Here is a 23,032-nt window from a genome sequence, read left to right on the forward strand (position 1 = left end):
ATGTCCATTGATTGGATCACTGTCTTGGCCCAGATCGCCAATTTTCTGGTGCTCGTCTGGCTCTTAAAACGGTTTTTATACCGTCCCATTCTAGACGGCATCGACGCCCGCGAGGCCGAGATTTCCAACAGAATGAACGACGCGGTCGAGGCCAAGGAAAAGGCCGCAGCAGTCGAAGCCGACTATCACGAGAAACTGCGCGCCTTGAACATCTCGCAAGCCGAGATATCCGAAACGATCCGCAAATCCGCAGAAGACCAACGCGACGCGCTGCTGGCCGAAGCCGCGCAGCAGATGCAAAGCGAACGCGAGAGTTGGCAGGCGCATCTTGGCGAAGAGGCCCAGAAATTTACCGCGCATCTGCACCGTGTGGGGGCGGAAACGCTGTTGTCTCTGACGCGCAAGGCGTTGACTGATCTGTCAGACGAAACGCTTGAGGAACGCATGGCGCGTCATCTTGTTCAGCAGCTTAAACCGATGGCCGATGATTTGAAAAAGGCCACTGGTGACGCAACCGCCGCTACAATCGTAAGCCATAATGCGTTGCCAACGACCGTTCAGGACAGCCTGAAAGCCGAGATATTGACGCTGTTCCCCACGGCCAATGTTACCTTCAAAACCGACGTCGCCCAAGCGCCGGGTCTCGTGCTTCGTCTGGGCGGCGCGCAGGTCGATTGGACGCTCGATTCCTACATCGAGGGGCTTGAAACCCTGATCGAAGACCGCCTGAACACGACCGCCGGGCCAAAGGTGGCTGCCAATGCGCTTTGACGCCCATAAGATCGATACAAACCCCGACGCGCTGGTACAGTCCCTGCTGGAATGCCCCGCACCCCGGCCCCGCCTAAGCGAAATCGGGCAAGTGGCCGAAATCACCGACGGCATCGCGATTGTTACGGGGTTAGAGCGGGCCTTGTCCGACGAATTATTACGGTTTGAGAACGGCGTGCAGGGCATCGTGTTGGATCTTGAACCCGGACGGCTGGGGGTCGTGCTGCTGGGCCCCTCGGAAGATATCGGCGTGGGGCAGAATGTATTCCGAACGCATACCGTGGTCAGTACGAAAGTGGGTCGCGCCTTGTTGGGCCGGGCGGTTGATGCGCTTGGAAACCCAGCTGATGCAAAGGGGCCGATCAATACCGAAACCACCAAACCGGTCGAAGCTGAAGCCCCCGAAATCCTGAGCCGCAAGGCGATCACACGTCCGCTGGCAACAGGGATCAAGGTGGTCGATGCTGCGGTGCCCATCGGACTTGGCCAACGTCAATTGGTTATCGGGGACCGGCAGACCGGCAAAACCTCATTGGCCGTTGATGCGATCCTGAACCAAAAAAACACCGATGTGATCTGCATCTATTGCGCGGTTGGTCAGCGCGGCGATGCGGTGGCCAAGGTAATAGGGGCCATCACCGAAGGTGGCATGCTGGACCGCACGATTGTCTTAGCCGCAGGCGATGCCGACGCCGCCGGCTTGGCCTATATCGCGCCCTATGCCGCAATGACGATGGCCGAATTTTTTGCGGCGCAGGGCCGTGATGTGCTCGTGGTTCTGGACGACCTAACCCACCATGCGCGGTCCTATCGGGAATTATCGCTGTTGCTGCGCCGCCCCCCGGGCCGCGAGGCCTTTCCCGGCGATATCTTTTATATCCACGCCCGCTTGCTGGAACGCGCAGGGCAGTTCGCCGACACCATTGGCGGCGGGTCCATCACAGTGCTGCCCGTGGTTGAGACGCAGGCCGAAAACCTGTCGGCCTATATCCCGACCAACCTCATCTCGATCACTGACGGGCAGATTTACTTGTCGCCGCGCCTTGTGCGCAAGAACCAGTTCCCCGCCGTAGACCTTGGGGTATCGGTCAGCCGGGTGGGGGGCAAAGCACAAAGCCGCGCCTTCCGTTCCGTTGCGGGCAACCTGCGCGTCACCCTGTCCCAGTTCGAGGAGCTGGAGGATTTCGCCCGCTTTGGCACACGGCTGGATGACGCCACCCGTGCCCGGCTGGCCCGAGGGGCGGCAGTGCGCGCATCGCTGCGCCAGGCCGAAGGCGACCCGATACCCGCCGTCGAACAACTGGCCGTTTTGGTCGCCGCGATGGAGGGGCAGTTTGATGGTCTGAACGAGGCTGACATCTTTGCCGTGATGGGGGCGATCAGAACCGCCGCCGCACGTGACTTGGGCGATATTGCCAAACAGATTGCCCAGAACGAGCCGTTCGAAGACGCCGCGCGCACCCGCATGATCGCCCTTGGAAAACAGGCGCGCGCTACATTGGAAAGCCCCGATGGCCCAATCGCTTGAGACCCTATCCCGCCGTATCACCAGCATGCAGGGCATTCGCGGCGTCGTGCACACGATGAAATCCCTGTCGGTGATCAACGCGGCCCCCTATGAACAAGCCGCCCGCGCGATCGAGGCTTATCATGAAACGGTTCTGACGGGGCTGCATGCCTTTCTTTCCCAGTCCGGACCGGTCACGGAGGAGGGGCCGGGCAACGCCACGCGTATTGTCGTGGTATTCGGGTCCGATCACGGGCTGTGCGGCAATTATAACGAGGCGTTGGCCGAACATGTCGGCGCTCATATTAATGCGGATACCGATGCGGAAAACACGGTTCTGTGCATCGGCGCGCAGATGGAAAGCGCGCTGTCTGACCTTGGTCTTGCGGTGGAGGAAACGTTTTTCCCGCCCGCGTCTGTTGACGGCATCGGACGGCTTGCCAATCTGCTGACGCAGAAACTGGATGATCTGCGCCGCGCCCGTCGCCCCCACGATATATCTGTCACCCTTGCCTATTTCGCGCGCTCTGAACAAGGCGGACAGACCCCCAAGATTGACGCGCTGTTGCCGCTAAACCCCGATCTCGTGCGTGATTTGCAATCTAAACCTTGGGTCTCGCGCAGCTTGCCCCGGTTTTCGATGCAGCCGGGGGATCTGTTCCTATCACTGATCCGCGGTCATCTGTTCGCATCGCTTTTCCGGGCGGCCGCCGAAGCACTGGTCACCGAAAACGCCGCGCGCCTTGCGCTGATGCAACAAGCCGAACAATCGGTTGATGATAAACTGGATGCGCTAAAGTCCGACACACGCGCCCTGCGCCAAAGCGAGATTACGACCGAGCTTTTGGACGTAATCATCGGCTTTGAAGCGCTAAAGAACGACAGGCGATCTGGGCGGGACACCAAATGACCATAATGAGTGTTATGTAATATTTAGGGGGTTCGAGCCCCTTACCCCAACACTTCAATCTCAGTCCGGCTTGATGGGCTGAACCCTGTTGTGCAGCTTTGTTCGGCCAGCCCGTCCCCTTCGCAGGTATTCGCACCGTTGAACAAAACGCGGCCCAGTTGATCGCAGGTGACCTGAGGCACGGCGAACTGGCGCACGCGTGGGCGTCCGGAAGGTAGTGCGCCAAAATCGAACAGTGTCAGACGGTTAACCTGACCCGAGGTATCGAACAGCACTGTTTCATAAACGACCTTGTCCAGATCGGCACCCAGATCATTGGTAATGACAAAGGTCAGCGTGCAGGATGCATTGGCGGTTTGAACGGCATTCAGCTCGACCGAAATTTTCCCCGCTACGTCTGCTTCCTGCGCCGTTACAGGCACTGCAAAAACCGTCATCGCCAGCGGGAACAGGTATCTTAAGCCAAGCCGTTTCATGCACGCATCCATCTTGTAAAATATGAAGGCGGCCTGGCTGTGTCCTGTCCTCGGTCGACATCTGGCTGGGGGCCGTTTGCCAAGTTTCTGCCCATTTTACCGAGCGGTTTCAAGCGTCTTGGCGAATATCGGCAATGAAACGGTTTCCTGCCCCGTCATTTACAGAACACCCATCGGCAAAAACCGCTCAGAAAAATTTCCCCGCTTGAAATTATACTAATACCTTATAAGTATAGTCGGGAATAAGAGCGGGCGATTCATCCCGCAGCTTTGAACCAACGGATACCCCTATCTATGGCGCAACTTTCTACTCTGCCGATGATGGAACACGGCGCGTTTGAACGCCCTGCCCCCACATTCCAGATGACACTGGCGCAACGGGCCGTTCTTAATCATTTGCGTTTGGCTGCAATGGCCTGCCGGGCCGCCGCGCGCACTGACCTTTACGAGGCATGCGCGCTTTTGACCCTTGATGGCGAAGACGCAAAACGGACCTTTGTCGAAACGTTTATCAAATGCCTGCCCGGTGCCACCCGGAAACCAATCACCTGGTTTGCCCCCGGCGCGGCAGAGCTGTCGTTCGACGAATCATGGGTAATGCGCTGCTTGTTCTGCATTTGGGACGACGAAACCAGCAACCTCAGCTTTTTGTTAAAGTCGCGGATCACCCCCGCAGACCGTAGATATATAGGTTTTTTGCTGGGCCGCATTTCCGATCAATTCTCTCAGATTTAGAATAATTCTAAAAAGACTTGGCAAACCGATTTTGGCGTCTATGTTAATGGTCAGGCAAGCAAGCTGCCCGCCAGCCAGCCACATATTTTAACACCAAAATTGGGGTGAGCAGATGACTCAGACCGCAGCCGCGTTGACCACCGACGCCAAGACAGCAATCGCCGACGCATTGAACCAGTCCGTTGCAGAAACTGCCGTGACCACGATGCTTGCGCAAAATTTCCACTGGAATGTAAAAGGCATGGGTTTCGGCCCGCTGCATGATCTTTTCCAGAAGATTTACGAAGACCACTTTATCGGTCAGGACGATCTGGCCGAACGTGTCCGCGCGTTGGACGTACATGCAGAAGGCACGCTTGCCGGTATGCTGAAACGTTCCAAAGTCAGCGAACATGACGGCCACGCAACAGACAAAGAGATGATCCGCATCATGATGGAAGCGCAGCAAACGCTGGCCTCTACACTTGCGGGTGCCGGCGAATTGGCCGCTGAACATGGCGACACACTGACCGAAGATCTGTGTATCTCGCGCGGTACGACACATGAAAAATTCGCTTGGTTCCTGCGCGCGCATCTCGCGGGCTGATAGAGACCACGTTACAAGACCAAATCGCGGCTAGAGAACCTTCTCGGCCGCGATTTTGCGTTTCGCCAGCTTCTTGCGATACGCCGCATCCCAATGCGTATACTTGCCCAACCGCTCTTGCTGCGCTGTTAACATCTGGATGAAACCCGTGCGGTGCCCGTCTTTTTTCAGCGACTTGAACAGCGATTTTTGCGCCTTTGTCATCGAACAGCCGATGCAATGCCCTTCGCGTTTGAATTTGCAAACGTCAATGCAGGGACTTGGGGTTTTAGCCATGAGACACCTTGCTGATCCGTAATCAAGCTGGGGGGAAAAGGTACAAGCGGAAGATTCTGCGGAGTTCTAGGCGGACAGGCACCGCTTGCCAAGGCACGAGAGGGTAAATTGACCCCTGCCCCGCGTCACTTTACCTCGACCACATGTTTGCATCATTGTTTGCGCTCATCCAGCCAGTCAAACAGCGCTTCTAAACAGGCCGTATCACACACGCCTTCGCACAGCGCGTCATACATCACTTCGCGCCTGCAACATGTTGGTCTGGTCTCCAGATCCGCCGGATTAAACATCCGCTCACCCTCGGAACGGGTGCGGGGCGTCTGGGTTTGGGCGATCTCTGCCATATGTGCCTCCGGGTTACTGAATGCCGGGCGAGCCCGTTCAGGGCATAGCAGGCGGGGTAAATGAGTGTGGCCCATTTCGGGACAGCACCCATCATTACCATACGAGAACTCACAGCCTCGCGCTATTCTTACTTAAACACTCAGATACTATCTGGCGCGATGGGTCAAGACGTCTTGCGGGTTTCGGCGGAAATTGACTTAGGTCAGATGACCACGCTGCCGCAGGGGCTACGGTTAAATTCTGTTATCACTGGAAATATATATTCAATATATTATATATGTTTTTAGACAGTATTTATAGGCCACACAAGCCGAGCATAAGGACGGTAAATATGACCAATCCAGTCGTAAAAAGTTTCTGGGACGAACCAACCGGAAGTTGGCAATATGTCTTTCACGACCCCGACACCATGAAGGGGGCGGTCGTCGATCCTGTACTTGATTTCGATCCACTGGCCGGTGCCACGTTTACCAAAAACGCCGAACAGATTTTACGCTATGTGCGTGAAACCGGGATTGATCTGGAATGGATTCTCGACACGCATCCCCATGCCGATCATTTCTCTGCCGGGCCATGGTTGAAAGCTGAAACAGGTGCCAAAACGGCAATCGGCGAAAAGGTAACCGGCGTGCAGAACCTGTGGCAGGGCATCTATAACCTGCCCGATGATTTCCCCACAGATGGCAGCCAATGGGATCATCTGTTCGCGGATGGCGATACATTCATGGTCGGCAACGTGCCTGTGACGGTGATGTTTTCGCCCGGTCATACGATGGCGTCGATCACCTATGTCGCGGGCGATGCGGCCTTTGTTCACGACACGCTCATGATGCCGGACAGCGGCAGTTCGCGCGCTGATTTTCCGGGCGGCGATTCAGGGCAGCTGTACAACAGTATCTCTGCCATTCTGGCCCTGCCCCAAGACACGCGCATCTTTGTCGGCCACGACTATGCACCTGATCGCCCCGCCGCCTGCGAAGCAACCGTGGCAGAGCATCGTGCCAAAAATATCCACTGGAAGGACAACCCGACCAAAGCTGAATACCGCGCCGTGCGGGACGCCCGCGATGCAACATTGGCTTTGCCGAAACTGATGTTGGCCGCGCTTCAGATCAACATTCGCGGTGGGCGTCTTCCCCCGACAGAGGACAACGGGCGGTCCTATTTGAAACTGCCGCTCAACTACTTCGAAAGCCGCTAAATCTTGCGGCACGTGCCCATTGCCCTGACGCGTTATGCGATTGGGCAATGGGCCTGACCCGCCATCTGGGAGGATGGGCGGATTCTAGTTCCACGACATGCGCAGCCCCAGCCCTCGCGCCTTTATTGCACAAGGGGCCGTTGCCCCGTCACGCCGCCACTCCTGTACATGTTGCGGAGTCCTGCGCCACGCAGCAGCGTTTCCGCCTCGCGGCGGCTGATGGTGCTGCGCGCATAGGGGCCGTATCCGCGATCAGGGTCCGTCAGGACCGCGGGTCGCACCACGCCCACAATCAGTTTTTGCATGGTGGTCAGCACCTCCATCCCCATACGACCGGGATAAAAGCTTTCGACCAAGGCCCCATTCGCCGTGATGATCTCGTGATTGGGCAGCAGCAATGTATGATAGGTGACCGACCGCGCCCCGCGCATTTTCCGCACCCCTGCCGCTGCGACGAAGCCAAGCGCGGGGGCCAACACCTCGTCACGGCCACTGTGCATCAACATGCGGTGCTGCGGTGACACGACCAACCTGCGTGTGGGGCGACCCCTGCCAAGCGTGTCGGGCTTGAACTCAATCGGCTGCTGCGGATGATGCGCCCCGACGGCAAACCTCAGCCTGCGCGCGCCCCGCCACATCAACGGCTGCGGCCCGTTGTCCTGGGTCATGATCATGTCGCCGGGCTCCAAATCCTCGACCGCGCGCTCCCCCTCAAGCGTCGCAATCATGGTGCCCGAGGCAAAGCACACAAAATCGGTCTGAATGCGCGATATGACCGCTTCACCGACTGGTGAGTTTACCGAATCCAGCGACAAACTTTTGATCGCCTTAGCCTCCATCGCGGCGATATCGGGTCCGGCCTGATATTCCGGCGCAAGAAACAAATTCCCCTGCGTGTCCTGCATAATCACCGCCGTGATCCCTGCGGTGGTGCCGTCGGTATAGGTCAGCGTCGCATTATAGATCGATGCCGCGTCAAAGATATTGGTCTGCAAACCATTCCCGTCATCGGCATCAAACCGCAGCTGGTCATAGTTAAAATTGTTATCACTATCGAGCATGTTCGCCTGCCCGCTGTTGTCGATGGCAGTGACCGTAACAACGTGATCCCAAAGCGGGTCACCGGTCGAACCATAGGTTGTCCCGACCAACACAGCCGCGTTGTCGGCTTGTTCCCCATCGTTTTCAACTTCGTCGATATCCAGGGCAGTTTTGCCAAGGTAAAGCGCGTCCCAGGTTAACGGCATACTAGGTTCCTTCAGGCGGTCGGCCCGAGGATATAGGCACCGGTCCCTAACAACCTGTGAAACGTAAAATTGGCGACAATAGCGGCAGGGCTACGCGTGAAAACCGGCCCGCGTTAAACGGTCACAGCGCGATCTCGCTCCACAGCGCGCTGACTGGCAGGGCATAATTCCCGTCGCCAAAGGACAGCTTTTCGCGCCCCAAATAGAACACCACCCCGGTGCAGGTTTTGGCCCTGCCTGGCCCGTCTTTGGCAAACCACTTTAGATGCTTGAAATCATCCATGCTGACGGTGGCAGAGGATTTTACCTCAACATTAACCAGATGATTGCCCCCGTCGATCAGGATATCAATCTCGCGCTGGTCAGCACTGCGCCAATGGTACATCCGGTAATCAGCGTCCTGCAGGGGCAAGGCGCGCTGTAACTCTCCGACGACAAAGCTTTCCAGCAAACCACCCAAAGCCTGCGGCGTATTATCAATGTTAAAACTCGTGTTGGTAAAGCGTCGCAAGGCACAAGCGACCCCGGAATCCACAAAATGATATTTCGGCTGCTTAATCTCACGTTTGCCTTCGCCCGACGTCCACGCCCCCAGCTTGGTCAACATCGAAAGGCGCATCAGAACGTCCAGATATTGATCAACGGTCACCCGCTGCAACTTGGTCAGCTTGGCCAGCTCAGATGTATTGATCTCTTGCGCAGATCGCGCCGCCATTTGATCAATAAGAATGCGCAAGGCATCCGGTTTACGCACCGGCGTGATGTCGGCCACATCCCGTTCAACCACCGCGTCGATATAGTCGCGATACCCGCGCTGCCGCGCCCGCAGGGGCAGTGTTCTGGTTTCTGGAAACCCGCCCGCTAGAATAAGGTCGATATAATCGCCCCGCCCAAGGGGCTCAGGCTCGGATATCTGGCCAAGCTGCGGCTGCTTTTGCATCGCCCAATCCACCAGACGGCTGACCGGCGCGCTTTTAATCTCGGCCACGGACAGGGGCCAAAGCTTGAGCGTCCGCATTCTGCCTGCAAGCGAATCTGCCACATCGGTCGTCGTGAACACGTTCGACGATCCGGTCAGAACAAATTGCCCCTTGCGGCGGTCCGCATCAACAACACGCTTGATCGCCAACGCCAGCTTCTTTGACCGCTGCGCCTCATCAATAATCAGCGGGGCTTGCCCCAAATCCTGCATCAAGCTGGCAAGCTGCCCTTCCGGGTCCGCCTCGATCGCGGACAGGATCGCGGCATCGTCCAGCGTGATAAAACGGCCATGCCCGAACAGATCCCTGACAAGGGTCGTCTTGCCCACCTGCCGCGGCCCGATCAGGTTCACCACCCGCGCCGAGGCCACCGCCTCTTCCAGCTCGGTCACAAGGTGCCGGGGTAAATATGCCTCTGCCTGTGTTATCGCCCTGCCCTCCGCTATGGCTCTTGATAGCAGCGCCTGTCAGGCTGCCACCATTTGTGTACTAAATCCCCCACCATTTGTCTATTAGAAGCATCACCATTTGCTCATTAGGGTGTCCGATATTTGCCCACTAGCCGGAAAATCGCACCAGCCGATGCCCGTACTGCGCGGCGATCCAAAAATAAATCGCCCAATGGGAAATATTTTTGGAACGTATTGAAACCTGCTGCGTTGATTGTTGAATTCTTATTTCATCAAAACCCATTCGCACATCAGCATCCCATCCAGAAGGATATCGCACCCAGTGGTTTATCAAATGATCTATTTCAGCACGACACCAAACCAACTGGATGCCGCGCAGATAAGTGATCTTTTGAAACAATCCAAAGCGAACAATGCCCGCGACGGTATCACCGGCCTTCTTGTCTATTATGACAAGATGTTTTTCCAAATTCTGGAAGGCGGCCGCGACAAGGTCGAAGCATGCTATCACCGCATTGAAAAGGACCAACGGCACCGGAAACTCTTCTTGATGTGGGAAGGCGACGCTGAAAAGCGCGCCTTTGATGACTGGAAGATGGCCTATGAAAGCAAAGATATGTGCGAAGAAACGCGCAAATCCAGCCTAAGCATCCATAAGCTGAAACAGGACCCCGGCCAAATGATGGGTGGCGACCCCTATATCGCCTGCGCCATCCAAAACGTGTTGTCCGATTTCAGAGAGCTGCGTTAATCCCCTCTAACTCTCGAACTCCAGCCGGGTGACCGGCCCCAACTCTGCCTCGACCGCCCTCAGCAGCGGCCGGGTCAAATGCGTCTCGATATAACGCTGTGCGAATTTGCTCGGGGTGCGCAGGGTCAAAACGCCCCCCGTAAACCCAATAAACTGCAGCTGTGAAAACCACGCCTTGAACTGATCGGCGTTATCTTGCGCCAGCCGCGTCATCGCACGTTGCCAGGTGCCGGGGCTGCTATCAGGCATCTCCTCCCCGACCGGTTTCGAATAATCGCTCAGCTGCACCACTTTAACGGGGGCTTCCTCACGATAGCGGCCTTTCATGCGTTCGTCGAAATCTGGACCAACCAACTGCCAGCAATGCTCGGACAGTTTCGCAATCTGGGCATAGTTCAACCGATAGGCAGCCACCCTGCCCCGCACGCCGCGTCGTTTACAAATCAGAATCTCCGTATCTGTCAGTCGCTTGATCTCGCGCTTGACCGTGCGTTCATTGACCGACCACATACGCGCCAGATCCCGCTGGCCGACGGTCAGTTCATCCATACGCCAATTGTATCTTGCCGTGACCGCAGCGATCAATCGCATCAATGACATCTGTAAGGTCGGTGTCCCGTTCAATCCGGCAACGCTAAGCGCCGTCAACAGATCGTATTTGATAACACTCGCTTCAGGGCCCGTAAGCCTTTGTGGGTTTATCACGCTTTTGCCCGCCCGTTTCCAACCTATAATTGCCTCAATGTCCGCCTCTGCCGGGCGATTCCATTTCTGTGTTTAGAAAGCGCTAAATCCCGTCTTCTGTCAACCCACTGGAAAATACAGGATTTCTTGTTCTCTTACCAATTAATCTAAATAGATTAAGGTTAATAGGTTAAGGGGGACAGCTTAGTGTCACCTTATTGGCTGTCGCCTGTCACCAAAACACCCCCTGCCCGCCTGTATCTGTCACCATATTCAGGTAAGCCTTTGTAATATAGGCCCTCGCGATAATGCGCCTCTGCTTGGTATTCAGGAATTCCCTAAATTAGCTTTTGCCAAATTGCGAAAATCGCGTTATCCCGAATGTGAGGCTAAAAAACGCGAGTAGAAAAAATGAGAGACCACAACGATCTTCTTAACATGAACGAGCGCAGCTTGGAACAACAGGCCGCTGTGCGTCGCGCGACCTTCTCCCCCGGAGAGGTCAAGACATTGCGGCCCTTTTCGATCTGGGAAATCAGCCAGTTCATGTTCGACGTCCCCGCCGACACCCTGCGCAAGAAACTGGCCGAGGACCCTACCCTGCCCCAAGGCCTGACCGAAGAAGACGGCCGCCAGCGTTGGTTCAGTCTCGAAGAGATTAACGAGCTGCGCCGCCGTGCCAAATTCCGGGGCCGCAAGCTGTTGCCAGATCGCCCCCGTGGCCGTGCGATGCGCGTCGCCGTGTCAAACTTCAAAGGCGGCGTTGGCAAAACCGTCGTCGCCCAGCATCTCGCCCATGCCGCCGCCCTGGATGGCTACCGCGTTTTGTGCATCGACTTCGACCCGCAGGCGACCCTGACCCACTCCATGGGTCTGACCGAGGTCAAGGAAGGCAACACCGTTTGGGGCATCATGTGCCGCGATCTGTGTCGCGAGGCGAACCGCATCATGGAAAGCTATGATGACCCCGACGATTGCCCCTACCCTTCAGCGGACGAGCTGCCCGAAGATGTGCAATCCATCGGGGCGCAGCGGTTTCAGGATTTCATCCAGAAAACCTGCTGGCCGACCATTGACATTATCCCCTCTTGCTCCAACGCTGCCTTTGTCGAATTCGCCTCGGCGCAATACCGGTCGCTGCACAAGGCGTGGAGCTTTTTTGGCTGCGTCGCGCGCTACTTGGATGAACTGCCCGACGACCAATATGACATGATCATCTTCGACTGCCCGCCCGCGATCGGATACCAGTCGCTGAATGCGGCGTTCGCGGCGGACATCCTCTATATCCCCTCCGGCCCCGGCTATTGGGAATATGACAGCACAACCAGCTATCTGGGTCAGCTCGGCGATGCGATGGCCGATATTTCTGACGGCTTTTCCGCCCTTGCCGCGGACGCTGGCATTACACTTCCTAAACAGTTCTCGGACATCCGTTTGTTGATGACCCGATTTGAAACCAACAACCCGTTGCACAGCGCCATGATGGACGCGTTCAAAAACGTCTTTGGTGCCGATGTCTGCGCGCATCCGATTGAAATGACCCGCGCGGTCGAACAATCGGGGCGGTTCCAGATGTCGGTCTATGAACAGGACTATCGGCAGATGACCCGCGAAACGTGGAAACGCGCGCGGCAAAGTTTTGACCGCGCCTATGATGAGTTTCTGGGCACCGTGCTTGAAGCTTGGAAAGCGAACGGCAAACGTAAGGAGGCCGCGGAATGAGTGGTAAAAACAAATTCGGATTTGCGCCTGTTGAGCCAACCGCGCCCGTAAAGCGCCGGACCCGCGAGCCTGGCCCCATGGGCGCTGCGGTGCGTGACGTGGCCGAAAATCTGCAAGAGGCGACAGAAGCCAAGATTGAACAACGCCGCCGCAATGCGGAGGATGCCAAGACATTCCGTCAGGCGCAGGAAGAGGGCCGCGTACTGTACCAAATTCCGCTGGCCGAAATCTTTACCGATGATCTGCCGCGCGACCGTCTTGCGCTTGAGGAAGTTGCCCAATCCGATGAGATGGAAGAGCTGAAATCGTCGATCCGCGAACGTGGCCAGCGTGAGCCGGTCGAGGTTTATGTCGGGCCGAACGGGCGCTACCAGTTGAAAAAAGGCTGGCGCCGCTTCACCGCACTGTCCCAGCTTTTTGCCGAAACCCGGGACGAGCAGTTCAGCGCCATTACCGCGCGGATTGAATCCGGAAACGAAGACCGCATTTCGCGCTATGTCGACATGGTCGAAGAAAACGTTGTGCGCGAAGATTTGTCCTTTGCCGAGATGGCGCAGGTCGCAATCACCGCGGCGCAAGATGAAAGCGTAAGCGAGGTCGACGCGGCGGAGCTGGTCAGTCATCTCTATAGCGCGCTGCATAAAACCAAGCGGTCCTACATCAAAAGCTTTGTGTTCCTGCTCAGCGCGCTTGGCGATAGCTTGCAGTGGCCCAAGGCGATTTCCCGCAATCTGGGCGTGGATGCCGCGCGTGCCTTGCAGTCGCCTGAGCAAGCAGAAAGCCTGCGCGAACGTCTGGCGGGATGTGCATCAGCCGAGGCGCAAAACGATGTGCTTCGGCATTTCATCGACGGGTCACAAAAATCGGGCGGCAAGGCGCAACCGCGTTCGGAGCCAAAGCAAAAGTTCGAGTTCTTTGTGGGGGAGACAAAGGTGACTGCGCGCCATGGCGAAGTGCGTTTGGTCAGCGAAGTCGACTTTGCAACCTTGCCAAAGAAGCAGCTTGAAGAAGCGGTGCGCGCCTTTGAGGAAGCCTTGAAGGGTGGTCCGCGTATTCGGTAACCCAGCGGTTACCCATGGGTAACCCGCCCCGATGGTTACCCATGGGTAACCGGGGTAGGGTGCCCGAATAACTTGGTAATATAGGCTCTATCCTGCGGATTAGAGACTGAATACAGTCCTGTGTGCGCATGGGCTGGAAAACCTTCATATCGCTCCAACATATTGATTATAAACGATAATATGGATCAATGCTCAAATATTGAGCGGCTTCCGTGCATTTGCCTGAAATTGTTGCTTTGGCTGTTGTGCCGCCGGCGTCTACGCGGCAACTATTACTAATGGTAGCAACACCCCCGATCCCGATCTTAGTGTTTTCCGATCTCGACGGGACGTTGATTGATCACGCCAGCTATGACGCTTCGGCGGCGGGGCCAGCGCTGGATGCTTTGCGCGCCTGCGGCGGCGGGTTGATCATGGCAAGCAGCAAAACCGGCCCCGAAATTGCCCGAATCCGCGACACACTTGGTTGGGCCGATTTCCCGGCCATTGTGGAAAACGGCGCAGGCCTGTTGCCTGCGGGCGAGGCGGGGCAGGGGGATGCGGCCCAGTATGAAGCGCTGCGCGGCGTGTTGTATAAGGCACCGCAAAGCCTTCGGGAGAACTTTCGCGGTTTTGGCGATATGAGCGTCGCCGAGGTATCCGACGTTACCGGACTTGCAAAGGATGACGCAGCCCTGGCAAAACAGCGCGCGTTTTCAGAGCCGGGGCTATGGACCGGTGACGATCCGCAGCTTGAACAGTTTTTAGACTATCTGGCGGGGCAGGGGGTGACGGCGCGCGAAGGCGGCAGATTCCTGACCCTGTCTTTCGGCCAAACCAAGGCCGACCGGATGGCGGATTTGATCGCCCAGTTTAACCCCGTGCATACGGTCGCCTTGGGCGATGCACCGAACGACGTCGAGATGCTGCAAGCCGCAGATACCGGCGTGATCGTCGCGAACCCGCACCGGGCCGCGCTGCCCCGTTTGCCGGGCGAAGAAACCAGCCGCATCATGCGTACAACATTACCCGGACCGCAGGGGTGGAACGCTGCACTCCTTGAACTACTCTTAGAGTTGAAGCTTAGATAGGAGCGACCAAGCATGTCAGATTTTCATCAAAACGGTAATATCGCGACGCTGCATAATCTGCGCACCCGTTCGTTGCGGGAACTGACCCATGAGCTGGAGACCTTCGCACAGAGCCGCAAGATGACGCTGATTTTGCCCTGTCTGTATTCCGAGCTTGAAACCGATGCGATGCCCAAAATTCTGGCAGAGCTTTCCAAGGTCACCTATCTGCACCGCATCATCATTGGCCTTGATCGCGCGGACGAGGCGCAGTTTCGCCACGCCAAGAAATTCTTTGAAGGGTTGAACCAGAACCATATCGTGATCTGGAACGACAGCCCGCGGATGCTGGAATTGGGCGCGCGGCTTGATGCCTTGGGGTTGGCACCCTCTGAGCCGGGCAAGGGTAAAAACGTCTGGACCGCCTTGGGCTATCTGATGTCTTGCCAGGACAGTTCCGTGATGGCGCTGCATGATTGTGACATCGTAACCTATACCAACGAACTGTTGGCCCGGCTGATTTACCCCGTGGCAAACCCGCATTTCCCCTATCAGGTGGCTAAGGGGTTTTACGCGCGGGTCGGTAATAACAGCATGAACGGGCGCGTGACACGATTGCTGGTCAGCCCGCTGTTGATTGCGCTGAAAAAGGTGATCGGGGATCGTGATTATATCGATTATCTGCGGTCGTTCCGCTATCCGCTGTCGGGCGAATTTGCGATGCGCACGGGCATTTTACCCGATCTTCGCATCCCGTCCGACTGGGGGCTCGAGATCGGGGTGCTATCCGAGGCATGGCGCAATCTGGCGCCGCATTCCGTCTGTCAGGTCGAGATCTGCGATAACTATGATCACAAGCACCAAGACCTGTCTGCCGAGGATGCCTCGGCCGGGCTAAGCCGCATGTCGACCGATATTTGCAAGGCGATTTTCCGCAAACTGGCTGCGGATGGCACCGTGTTTTCCAACAATATCTTCCGCACGCTAAAGGCCACATATTACCGTACCGCGCTGGACCTGCTTGAGGCCTATCACACGGACGCCGTGATGAACGGGCTGCACCTTGACCGTCACAAAGAAGAGCAAGCGATCGAGCTTTTTGCCGAAAACATCATGCGTGCGGGCAGCCATTTTCTGGAGAACCTGAGCGAGACGCCGTTTATCCCTGCTTGGAACCGGGTGCATTCTGCCGATCCGGAGTTTTTGGCCGATTTACACGCAGCCGCAGCGGCGGATGAGGCCGACTTTAACTAGGGTGGTTGGTGATCCAGCGGCACTGATAGGGGGCCAGCGATATGGTCTCGATCTCGGGATGCAGGGTTTCACCTGACAGCAGATCAACCCATGTTTCGTCTTCGATCATGTTCAGCGCCGCACCTTGGATCGTGACGGTTTCATCGCTGACATTGTGCAGGGCAAAGATAGATTGCCGCCGGTCCAGACTTTGCCGCCAAAGGGCAAAAATCCGGGCGTCTTCAAGGTTAACGGTGAATTGCGTGGCATTGGGGTGAAAGGCAGTTTGCCGCGCGCGCAGTTTTAGCCGGTCGGTCAGCGCGGCCATCACGGCGGCTTGCGGGCTGGTCGGATCGGCAAGCAAGCCCTGAAGCGTGGGATAATCCCAGCGGTGGCGGTTGATGGCGCGGTTCATGCCGCGATGTTCTACGCCCGCATGATCGTTCGGCGTGGCGAGCAGCGAATGGATGTAAAACGCCGGAATCCCTTCGAGGGACATCACGATGGTTTGCGAACAGATGAACCGGTCGAAATGATAGGCATCGGTACCTTTGAAGGTGCGGCTCATCGCGTCGTAAAAGGTGGTGTTCAGCTCGTAGGGGGATTGCCCGCCATCCGGAAGCGCGCGCATGGACACCAGCCCGCCCAGGTTGCGCACGGTTTCAATGACCTTTTCTTTCTCGTCCTCGGGCAGCAACCCTTCGGCGGGGCGCATTCCGATGCCGTCATGGCTGGCGGTAAAGTTAAGGTACGCACAGCCCAGCGGGGCAGGGGGCATGGCGCGCTGCCATTTGCGCAGATACTGGGCCGATCCGGACATCATCGCGTGCAAAATCAGCGGGGGCAGGGGGAAGTTATAAATCGCATGTGCTTCGTCCCGATTGCCGAAATAGCTTAGGTTTTCGCCCTTGGGGACGTTGGTTTCGGTCAGCAGAATGATCTTTTCGGGGGTGTAATCACACAGCAGGCGCATCAATTTGATGATGGCGTGGGTCTGGGGCAGGTGCACGGACGGGCTGCCCACGACCTTCCAGACAAAGGCGACGGCATCAAGGCGGATGATCTGCACGCCGTTGTCCACGTGCAGCCGGATGATCCGCAAAAATTCGAGCAATACCTCGGGGTTGCGGAAATCCAGATCGACCTGATCATGGCTGAAGGTACACCAGACGTGGCGCGGGCCGTTGGTGGTCTCGATCTCTTGCAACAGCGGGGTCGTGCGGGGGCGCACCACCATGCTGAGATCGTCGGCTGGATCAGCCTCGAAAAAGAACCGGTCATAGGGGGGCTGACCCTGACGGTAGGCGTTGAACCAGTTGCTTTGGCTTGAGACATGATTCAGCACCAAATCCGACATCAGCGAGAAATCTTTGGCGATACGGTTAATGTCAGGCCAATCGCCCAGTTGCGGGTGCACCGATCTGAAATCGGACACGGCAAAACCATCGTCAGAGGTATAGGGGAAAAACGGCAGGATATGAACGCTGTTTACTGCGCCTTTAAGGTAGCGGAGTAAGAAATCATGCAACAAATCCAATGGCTTGTATGCGCCATCAATGATCGAATTACCGTAGGTGATGATCAGCGCGTCTTTTTCCGACCACAGATTGTTGCCCGGGGCGCGGCCCCGTTTGCGGCGCGGGGCTTGGGCCGGCCAAAAGGCGTCAACAACCAGACTGGCAAGAACATTGGCGTCTTGATCGGGATAGATATCCTGAACGATCCGCGCGATTTTGACGCTAAGGGGCGGTGTCTTGTCTGCCATGAAGGGTTTGCCTGATTAATGAAATGTGCCGCGATTTTAACCAGCCTGTGCAAAAAGCAAAAGGTTTCAAAGGGATCGCGCGGGAATCAGCGCGTTGATGCGGGGCGGATGGCCTAACGATTGGGCAGTTTGATCACGGGCATTGGTTAATCATACCCGCCATAGCCGATACCGGCCCCCTGATGGCGGCATTTGTTCAAGACCACGCCCAGCATTTGCGCCTGACCTGACAGTTCCCGTTCGCATTGGGCGATCTGTTCTGTTGTTGTCACATCGGCGGCGGCGACGATCAGGACGCAATCGACGTGGCTGGCAATGGCCATCATGTCGTGGCTTTGCAGCATGGGCGGGGTATCAAGGATCATCATTTCGGGGGCGTAAGTCTTCTGGATATCGTCGAGGGCGAGGGGCAGATAGCGGCTGGCCAAGACCTGTGCCGCATCGGGGGCAGGGGCGCTGTTGGTTGCGATGGCCAGGTTGCTGCCAATGCGCATTGCGGCATGGCCGAAAGCACGATCCCCGCGCAGAAAATGCGCGAGATCAACGGGCGGTGCGATGCCCATCATATCGGCCAGAGAGGGGCGGCGCATGTCCATTTCGAGCAGAATACTATGGCTGTCGCGCAGGCGTTGCAGGCTTAGCGCGAGGTTCAGCGCAAGGGTGCTTTTACCGCATTCTGCCGTGGGCGAGGTGATCGCGACGCGCCGCCAGCCGTTATCGCGCATGTGCCGGATCAGGCGGCTGCGCAGCATGTCGTAAGGCATGGCATCAAGGCTGGACCCATGGGCAAAAATGCGGTGTGAGGACAGGTGATCGGGATCAAGGGTGCAGGGCGTCAGCGCATCCCAAGCGGCATGAAACGCACGGGTTTCCTGCACCGACGGAATGGGCTTGAGCCGCGGGTTCAGGGGCAGCCGTGGCGGAATATCTATGGGGCGCGGGGCGGTCACCTTGGGCGGTTATCCTTGTGGCTGGGGTGTGACGGCATGGGCGCGGGTGCGCTGATAGGGCAGGGTGGCAAAAGGCGTGATGCCCAATGCGGCCGTAATATCTGCGGGGCGGCGAATGCGTTTGCTAAAATGATCCCTGAGGGCGACGAAAACCAACCCGGTAAAGAGGCCAAGCGTAAGGCCGGCGACCAAGGCGACAAAGCGGCTGGGCCCTTGGGGGTGCGATGGGGGCACGGCGGCCTCGAACAGGGAAATATGCTGCCCTTGGCGCAGGGTTTCGATCATCTTGCCAGTTTGCGCACGGACCTTGTTGGCAACCGCTTGATCATGTTGCAGGCGCGTATTGGCCTGCGCGCGTTCAAGGTTGCCAAGGGTGATGGCGTTGGAAGGCGTTGCCTGGATCGAGGTCGCAAGCGCGGCCATCGAGGCATGTATGCGGGTTTTGCGGGCGGTCAATTCGGCAAGATCGGCTTCAATCTCGGCGCGTTCAACCTCGTAACTGGTTAACGGATCAGTGGCGGTGTCGTCGGGCGACGTGATCCGCTGGCGAAGCCCCTTTACCTGAGACAGCAACATTTTAACCCTCGGATTATCGGGCGACAGCAGGGCAGATTGGGTCGCGAGGTCTTCTTCAAGCTGGGCGAGTTGCTGGGCCTCGGTTGATGGGGAAACCGCGGCCGTTTTTGCGGCAAGGGTGTTCTGACGCTGCTGCACCTTGGCCTTGCGTCCTTGCAAGTCGCCGATTTGCCGTTCGACCTGTAGCAGACGTTCCTGACCGGTGGTTTGCTGGCTGCGACGAAACGCGAGGCTGTCTGGCAAGGCGTCAGCATTTTGCTGCCGAAACGCCAGAATCTCAGCATCTTGCACGGCCAGTTCCGCCTCGAGCCGGGCAACGTCTTGGGTGAAAAACGCCAATGTTTTGCGTGCGGTTTGCGTGCGCGTGGCGATGTCTGCTTGCAAGATCATCTGGGCAATATCATTCGCGACATCTGCAGCGAGCTGGGCAGATGGCCCCTGAAAACTGATGCTGACAAGGGGGGCAGCATTGCGGCCGGGGGCGTGGGTCATTTCGATTCTGGTGCGAAGATCGCGGATCAGATCATCGGGTGACAAAGCGGCGGTTTGATTGATGCCCCGACGCGCGGCCAGCTGCAAGAGAGTGTCGCGGGCAAGAATGCGTTGCAGGGCAAGTTCCAACTGCGCGAGCGCTTGCAGACGGACGGTTGAGGGGGCGAGATCGCCGGGGATTTGTTCCGATTCCACCAAGATGCGCGCGGTCGCCACATAGGTCGGGGCGCGCAGTTCCATGATTGCGGCGGCACCCGCCAACCCCAACAGACCGAACATCAAAACCCAATGCAGCTGCCGCACCAGCCGGGCCATGTGAAACCGGATCTCCACGGCCTAACCCTGAACCCGCGCGGGTCGGTGGGCGATGGGCAAGGGCCGGTTGTTGGTCATGGGCGCGGGTGCTTTCGGTTCGGTGAAATGTGAACAAGAGGTGTACCAATCGCCCTTTAGTTGGGCCGCATAGTGTTAAATCGTAGTTAACGGCGCTGCGGCTTTTCGGTGTATTTTGGCTGACCCGCGCGGCGCCGGATTTACTTCGTTAATTTAACCTTCTGGTAACCGTCCTGCGCCTAGCAATCTGACAGCGATTAACCACAACAGGGTCCCGATTGACCGGATCCAAGCGGGTCGCACAGACCTAAAAAGGAGGGCGCTGCGATATGATTTTTCACAGTTTTGACAATGCATCCAGCGCGTTCAGCATCGCCCGTGCGCAGCCGTTGCAGCCTTACAAGGTTGGTGATGATGGCCCACGCGGTTTGTACCGGAATGGCGGGAAACGCCTGTTTGATATGCTGGTTTGTCTGACCATCGCACCGCTGGTGATTCCGCTTGTGGGGCTATGTGCCGGGCTGATTTGGTTAACCGGCCATCGTCCGTTTTATGCGCAGTTCAGGGTCGGGCTGAATGGCCAGATTTTCAAGATGTGGAAGCTGCGTTCTATGATTAACAACGGCGATAAAATCCTCGCCCGACATCTGGCCCGCGATCCTGTGGCAAAGCTGGAATGGCACTGCCTTCAAAAACTGAAACGCGACCCTCGGGTGACCCGTTTGGGGGCCTTTTTGCGGCGCACGTCCTTGGATGAATTGCCGCAAATCTGGAACGTTATTAAGGGCGAGATGAGCCTTGTCGGCCCGCGCCCGATGATGATTTGCCAAGAGCCGCTTTATCACGGGCGGGACTATTACGATCTGGTGCCGGGGATCAGTGGGAACTGGCAGGTATCGGCGCGCAATCAGGTGGGTTTTGCCGATCGTGCGGCATTCGACAGCGCCTATTCCGCGACGCTGTCGTGGCGGGGCGATCTGGGGATTTTAGCGAAAACCGTTCGCGTAGTCCTAAGGGCCAATGGCCACTGAAATGCGCGCCGAGGTGACGGTGATTATCGTCAGCTACAACACGGCACAGTTGACGATAAAAGCGATCGACACCCTATATGCCAACACGCGTGAGACGAGATTCGATTGCGTGGTGTTCGACAACGCCTCGCAGGATAATTCAGCCGCGTTGATCCGCGCGGCATTCCCCCACGTGCGCGTCATGGCATCGGATCAGAACATTGGATTTGCGGCGGCGAATAACCATGTGGCTGGGGCCAGCGAGACGCCATATTTTCTGCTGCTGAACCCGGACACGGAAACCCACCCCGGTGCCGTGGATGCGCTGGTGAAGTTTGCCAAATCACGGCCAAAGGCGGGTATCTGGGGCGGGCGGACCGTCTTTGCTGACGGATTGCTGAACATCGCGTCCTGCTGGGCGATACCGTCGCTTCGCAGTCTTTTTTTCCGGGCCTTTGGCATCAGCGCTCTGTTTAGGCGATCCGCATTCGCAAACCCGGAGGCCTATGGCGGCTGGCAACGCGATTCGATCCGCGAGGTCGATATTGTCGTGGGGTGTTTTTTGCTGATTGGCCGCCCGCTGTGGCAGGAACTGGGGGGCTTTCAACGCAAATATTACATGTACGGAGAGGATGCGGACCTGTGTTTGCGGGCGCGTGGTCTGGGCTATCGGTCTTGCATGACGCCGGATGCGCAGATCACCCACCATGTCGGGGCCTCCACCCGGCAGAGCGAGGAGAAAACGATACTGGTGATGAAGGCGCGTGCGTCGATCATTCGTGATCATTGGCCGCATTGGAAGGTCGGGCCCGGCATTGCATTGATGTGGCTGTGGGCCGCTCTGCGGTATGTGGCCTCGCGCCCGTTCACTAGGTGCCGGCGCGCATCGGCGGATCATTGGCGTGCGGTTTGGGCGCGGCGGGCGGAATGGTTGCGAGGTTATGCGTAGGCCTGAATCCACCGTTTCGCGATGACGGTCGGGGACCAGCGATCAACGTCATGCAGCTGCGCGCGGTTCATATGTCCCAGATAGGAGGAGGTCACCGAAAAGGTCGAATGCCGCGAATAAATCAGGTGATCACAACGGGACAAAAGCCACATGTCCGTCAGGGCATTTTCGGCCTCTCGCAGTTTTTCGATATCGGATGTCGGCCAATGCAACCTGCTGCCATCGGGGGGCAGGTATTTGTCGATGTGCTGCACATTACTGAATTCCGACGCGATCTGTGTCTGAACCTCTGCATTATCTGTAGCCAGAAAAATCGAGGCATCTGGCATGTGAATCAATTTTTGTCTCAGCGCTTTTTTGATGGGGCGCAGCGGGATTTTCCGATCCGTATACCGGATATGTACGCCGATATTGGGCGAGGTTAGCGTGGCGGCGGCGCTGTCTATCTGTTGCAAAATCTGACGGTTTGGCGTGAAGAACTGCGCAAGATAACCCGCGATGATGTCTTTTTCGGACCTTGTGGCGAAATTGCGGTCGCGTTGCAGGTGCCCGGCGATCCGTTTGAATTTCGGCAGATAAGACCAGAACACAGCGACATCTTCGGGCGTGTCAGGCTGGGCGAGGTCTATGCAAAACCTGCGATAGGCGACGGGGTTTGAATGGCTGCGCGGCGCGAATCTTTCTATCATCTGTTGCGGGGTAAGGCCCAGATTTCTGGCCCAAATGGCGGGGGTGACCGAGGTCGATGCGGCGTCATAGGTTTCGCATTTCTGGGTGATGGGCGTTTGAAAAAGAAGCGGATAGGCGTTGGTGCCAATGGGGGCATAGCTGCCATCGCGCCAATCGATGATCGGGGTGCGGCCGGTTAGATCGGCGACCGCAAGGCCGCAGACGGCCGACAGCATGCGGTTGCCCAAGCCGCCTTTCCCCTTGATCAACAATATTGGTTTGACCATTGCCCGCCCAGTCTTTTTCCCCTGCGCAAGCCGCGCTTGGGGTCAGGATCATGGTTA

23 protein-coding genes are annotated in these 23,032 nt (G+C 57.2%); 13 read left to right on the forward strand and 10 right to left on the reverse strand.

The genetic code is table 11. From position 1 onward, the window contains the following. The 3 genes from AADJ11_RS19425 to AADJ11_RS19435 are packed head-to-tail and all read left to right on the forward strand — an operon-like array spanning nt 1 to nt 3,188. Nucleotides 1–771, forward strand: a complete 771-nt coding sequence (locus AADJ11_RS19425) for a F0F1 ATP synthase subunit B (RefSeq protein WP_341236065.1) — start codon at nt 1–3, stop codon at nt 769–771. Further along, nucleotides 761–2,299 (forward strand): F0F1 ATP synthase subunit alpha, encoded by a 1,539-nt coding sequence (locus tag AADJ11_RS19430; RefSeq protein ID WP_341236066.1) that lies wholly within the window; start codon nt 761–763, stop codon nt 2,297–2,299. Before AADJ11_RS19425 ends, AADJ11_RS19430 begins: the two co-directional genes overlap by 11 nt. After that, nucleotides 2,283–3,188 (forward strand): FoF1 ATP synthase subunit gamma, encoded by a 906-nt coding sequence (locus AADJ11_RS19435; protein WP_341236067.1) that lies wholly within the window; start codon nt 2,283–2,285, stop codon nt 3,186–3,188. Before AADJ11_RS19430 ends, AADJ11_RS19435 begins: the two co-directional genes overlap by 17 nt. A gap of 41 nt (nt 3,189–3,229) precedes the next feature. Here the strand turns inward: AADJ11_RS19435 and AADJ11_RS19440 are convergent, their stop codons facing one another. Beyond that, complete coding sequence (locus AADJ11_RS19440; protein WP_341236068.1) at nt 3,230–3,664, reverse strand: hypothetical protein; 435 nt, start codon at nt 3,662–3,664, stop codon at nt 3,230–3,232. Between the two features lie 294 nt (nt 3,665–3,958). On the opposite strand from AADJ11_RS19440, the gene AADJ11_RS19445 reads away from it, so the two are divergent. After that, entirely contained in the window at nt 3,959–4,399 is a 441-nt protein-coding gene (locus AADJ11_RS19445; protein WP_341236069.1) for a hypothetical protein, read from the forward strand. Nucleotides 4,400–4,511: 112 nt separating this feature from the next. Beyond that, entirely contained in the window at nt 4,512–4,985 is a 474-nt protein-coding gene (locus AADJ11_RS19450) for a DNA starvation/stationary phase protection protein (protein ID WP_093917422.1), read from the forward strand. 30 nt (nt 4,986–5,015) lie between these two features. Here the strand turns inward: AADJ11_RS19450 and AADJ11_RS19455 are convergent, their stop codons facing one another. Beyond that, the gene (locus AADJ11_RS19455) at nt 5,016–5,261 is read right to left on the reverse strand and encodes a DUF1289 domain-containing protein (RefSeq protein WP_341236070.1); all 246 of its coding nucleotides are present in this window, start codon (nt 5,259–5,261) and stop codon (nt 5,016–5,018) included. Nucleotides 5,262–5,413: 152 nt separating this feature from the next. Continuing rightward, the gene (locus AADJ11_RS19460) at nt 5,414–5,605 is read right to left on the reverse strand and encodes a hypothetical protein (protein ID WP_341236071.1); all 192 of its coding nucleotides are present in this window, start codon (nt 5,603–5,605) and stop codon (nt 5,414–5,416) included. Between the two features lie 332 nt (nt 5,606–5,937). Here AADJ11_RS19460 and AADJ11_RS19465 point away from each other — a divergent pair, with 332 nt between their 5' ends. Continuing rightward, a complete protein-coding gene (locus AADJ11_RS19465) occupies nt 5,938–6,807 on the forward strand; it encodes an MBL fold metallo-hydrolase (protein ID WP_341236072.1) in 870 nt (289 codons plus the stop codon). Nucleotides 6,808–6,929: 122 nt separating this feature from the next. On the opposite strand, the gene AADJ11_RS19470 is transcribed toward AADJ11_RS19465, so the two are convergent. Together AADJ11_RS19470 and AADJ11_RS19475 are read right to left on the reverse strand one after the other, a co-directional pair. Further along, on the reverse strand, nt 6,930–8,054 hold the full coding sequence (locus AADJ11_RS19470; RefSeq protein ID WP_341236073.1) for a Hint domain-containing protein: 1,125 nt from the start codon (nt 8,052–8,054) through the stop codon (nt 6,930–6,932). 121 nt (nt 8,055–8,175) lie between these two features. Beyond that, nucleotides 8,176–9,426: an ATP-binding protein gene (locus tag AADJ11_RS19475; RefSeq protein WP_341236074.1), complete on the reverse strand. Its 1,251-nt coding sequence runs from the start codon at nt 9,424–9,426 to the stop codon at nt 8,176–8,178. 340 nt (nt 9,427–9,766) lie between these two features. On the opposite strand from AADJ11_RS19475, the gene AADJ11_RS19480 reads away from it, so the two are divergent. Further along, on the forward strand, nt 9,767–10,195 hold the full coding sequence (locus tag AADJ11_RS19480; protein WP_341236075.1) for a BLUF domain-containing protein: 429 nt from the start codon (nt 9,767–9,769) through the stop codon (nt 10,193–10,195). 6 nt (nt 10,196–10,201) lie between these two features. On the opposite strand, the gene AADJ11_RS19485 is transcribed toward AADJ11_RS19480, so the two are convergent. After that, nucleotides 10,202–10,744, reverse strand: coding sequence for a DnaA N-terminal domain-containing protein (locus AADJ11_RS19485; protein ID WP_341236076.1), 543 nt, complete (start codon nt 10,742–10,744; stop codon nt 10,202–10,204). A 546-nt stretch (nt 10,745–11,290) separates the two neighbouring features. On the opposite strand from AADJ11_RS19485, the gene AADJ11_RS19490 reads away from it, so the two are divergent. From AADJ11_RS19490 to AADJ11_RS19505, 4 genes are all read left to right on the forward strand, one after another. Further along, complete coding sequence (locus AADJ11_RS19490) at nt 11,291–12,601, forward strand: AAA family ATPase (RefSeq protein ID WP_341236077.1); 1,311 nt, start codon at nt 11,291–11,293, stop codon at nt 12,599–12,601. Then, on the forward strand, nt 12,598–13,662 hold the full coding sequence (locus AADJ11_RS19495; RefSeq protein ID WP_341236078.1) for a ParB N-terminal domain-containing protein: 1,065 nt from the start codon (nt 12,598–12,600) through the stop codon (nt 13,660–13,662). Before AADJ11_RS19490 ends, AADJ11_RS19495 begins: the two co-directional genes overlap by 4 nt. 278 nt (nt 13,663–13,940) lie before the next feature. Further along, complete coding sequence (locus AADJ11_RS19500) at nt 13,941–14,732, forward strand: HAD-IIB family hydrolase (protein ID WP_341236079.1); 792 nt, start codon at nt 13,941–13,943, stop codon at nt 14,730–14,732. Between the two features lie 12 nt (nt 14,733–14,744). Further along, entirely contained in the window at nt 14,745–15,965 is a 1,221-nt protein-coding gene (locus AADJ11_RS19505; protein WP_341236080.1) for a glycosyl transferase, read from the forward strand. Here the strand turns inward: AADJ11_RS19505 and AADJ11_RS19510 are convergent. The 3 genes from AADJ11_RS19510 to AADJ11_RS19520 form a co-directional block, all read right to left on the reverse strand. Then, entirely contained in the window at nt 15,958–17,709 is a 1,752-nt protein-coding gene (locus AADJ11_RS19510; RefSeq protein ID WP_341236081.1) for an alpha-amylase family glycosyl hydrolase, read from the reverse strand. The two genes, AADJ11_RS19505 and AADJ11_RS19510, sit on opposite strands and share 8 nt — an antisense overlap. Nucleotides 17,710–17,855: 146 nt before the next feature. Beyond that, nucleotides 17,856–18,659, reverse strand: coding sequence for a CpsD/CapB family tyrosine-protein kinase (locus AADJ11_RS19515; RefSeq protein WP_341236082.1), 804 nt, complete (start codon nt 18,657–18,659; stop codon nt 17,856–17,858). A 9-nt stretch (nt 18,660–18,668) separates the two neighbouring features. Next, the gene (locus tag AADJ11_RS19520; protein WP_341236083.1) at nt 18,669–20,060 is read right to left on the reverse strand and encodes a lipopolysaccharide biosynthesis protein; all 1,392 of its coding nucleotides are present in this window, start codon (nt 20,058–20,060) and stop codon (nt 18,669–18,671) included. Between the two features lie 329 nt (nt 20,061–20,389). Between AADJ11_RS19520 and AADJ11_RS19525 the strand changes: the two genes are divergently transcribed. Both AADJ11_RS19525 and AADJ11_RS19530 read left to right on the forward strand, forming a co-directional pair. Beyond that, entirely contained in the window at nt 20,390–21,091 is a 702-nt protein-coding gene (locus AADJ11_RS19525) for a sugar transferase (RefSeq protein ID WP_341236084.1), read from the forward strand. Further along, nucleotides 21,081–22,019, forward strand: coding sequence for a glycosyltransferase family 2 protein (locus AADJ11_RS19530; protein ID WP_341236085.1), 939 nt, complete (start codon nt 21,081–21,083; stop codon nt 22,017–22,019). The genes AADJ11_RS19525 and AADJ11_RS19530 overlap by 11 nt, the downstream gene beginning before the upstream one ends. Here AADJ11_RS19530 and AADJ11_RS19535 read toward each other — a convergent pair. Then, entirely contained in the window at nt 22,010–22,975 is a 966-nt protein-coding gene (locus tag AADJ11_RS19535; protein ID WP_341236086.1) for a NodZ family protein, read from the reverse strand. The genes AADJ11_RS19530 and AADJ11_RS19535 overlap by 10 nt on opposite strands. Nucleotides 22,976–23,032: the final 57 nt, after the last annotated feature.

The sequence above is a fragment of the uncultured Sulfitobacter sp. genome (assembly GCF_964021855.1).
In the GTDB taxonomy this organism is placed as follows: Bacteria; Pseudomonadota; Alphaproteobacteria; order Rhodobacterales; family Rhodobacteraceae; genus Sulfitobacter.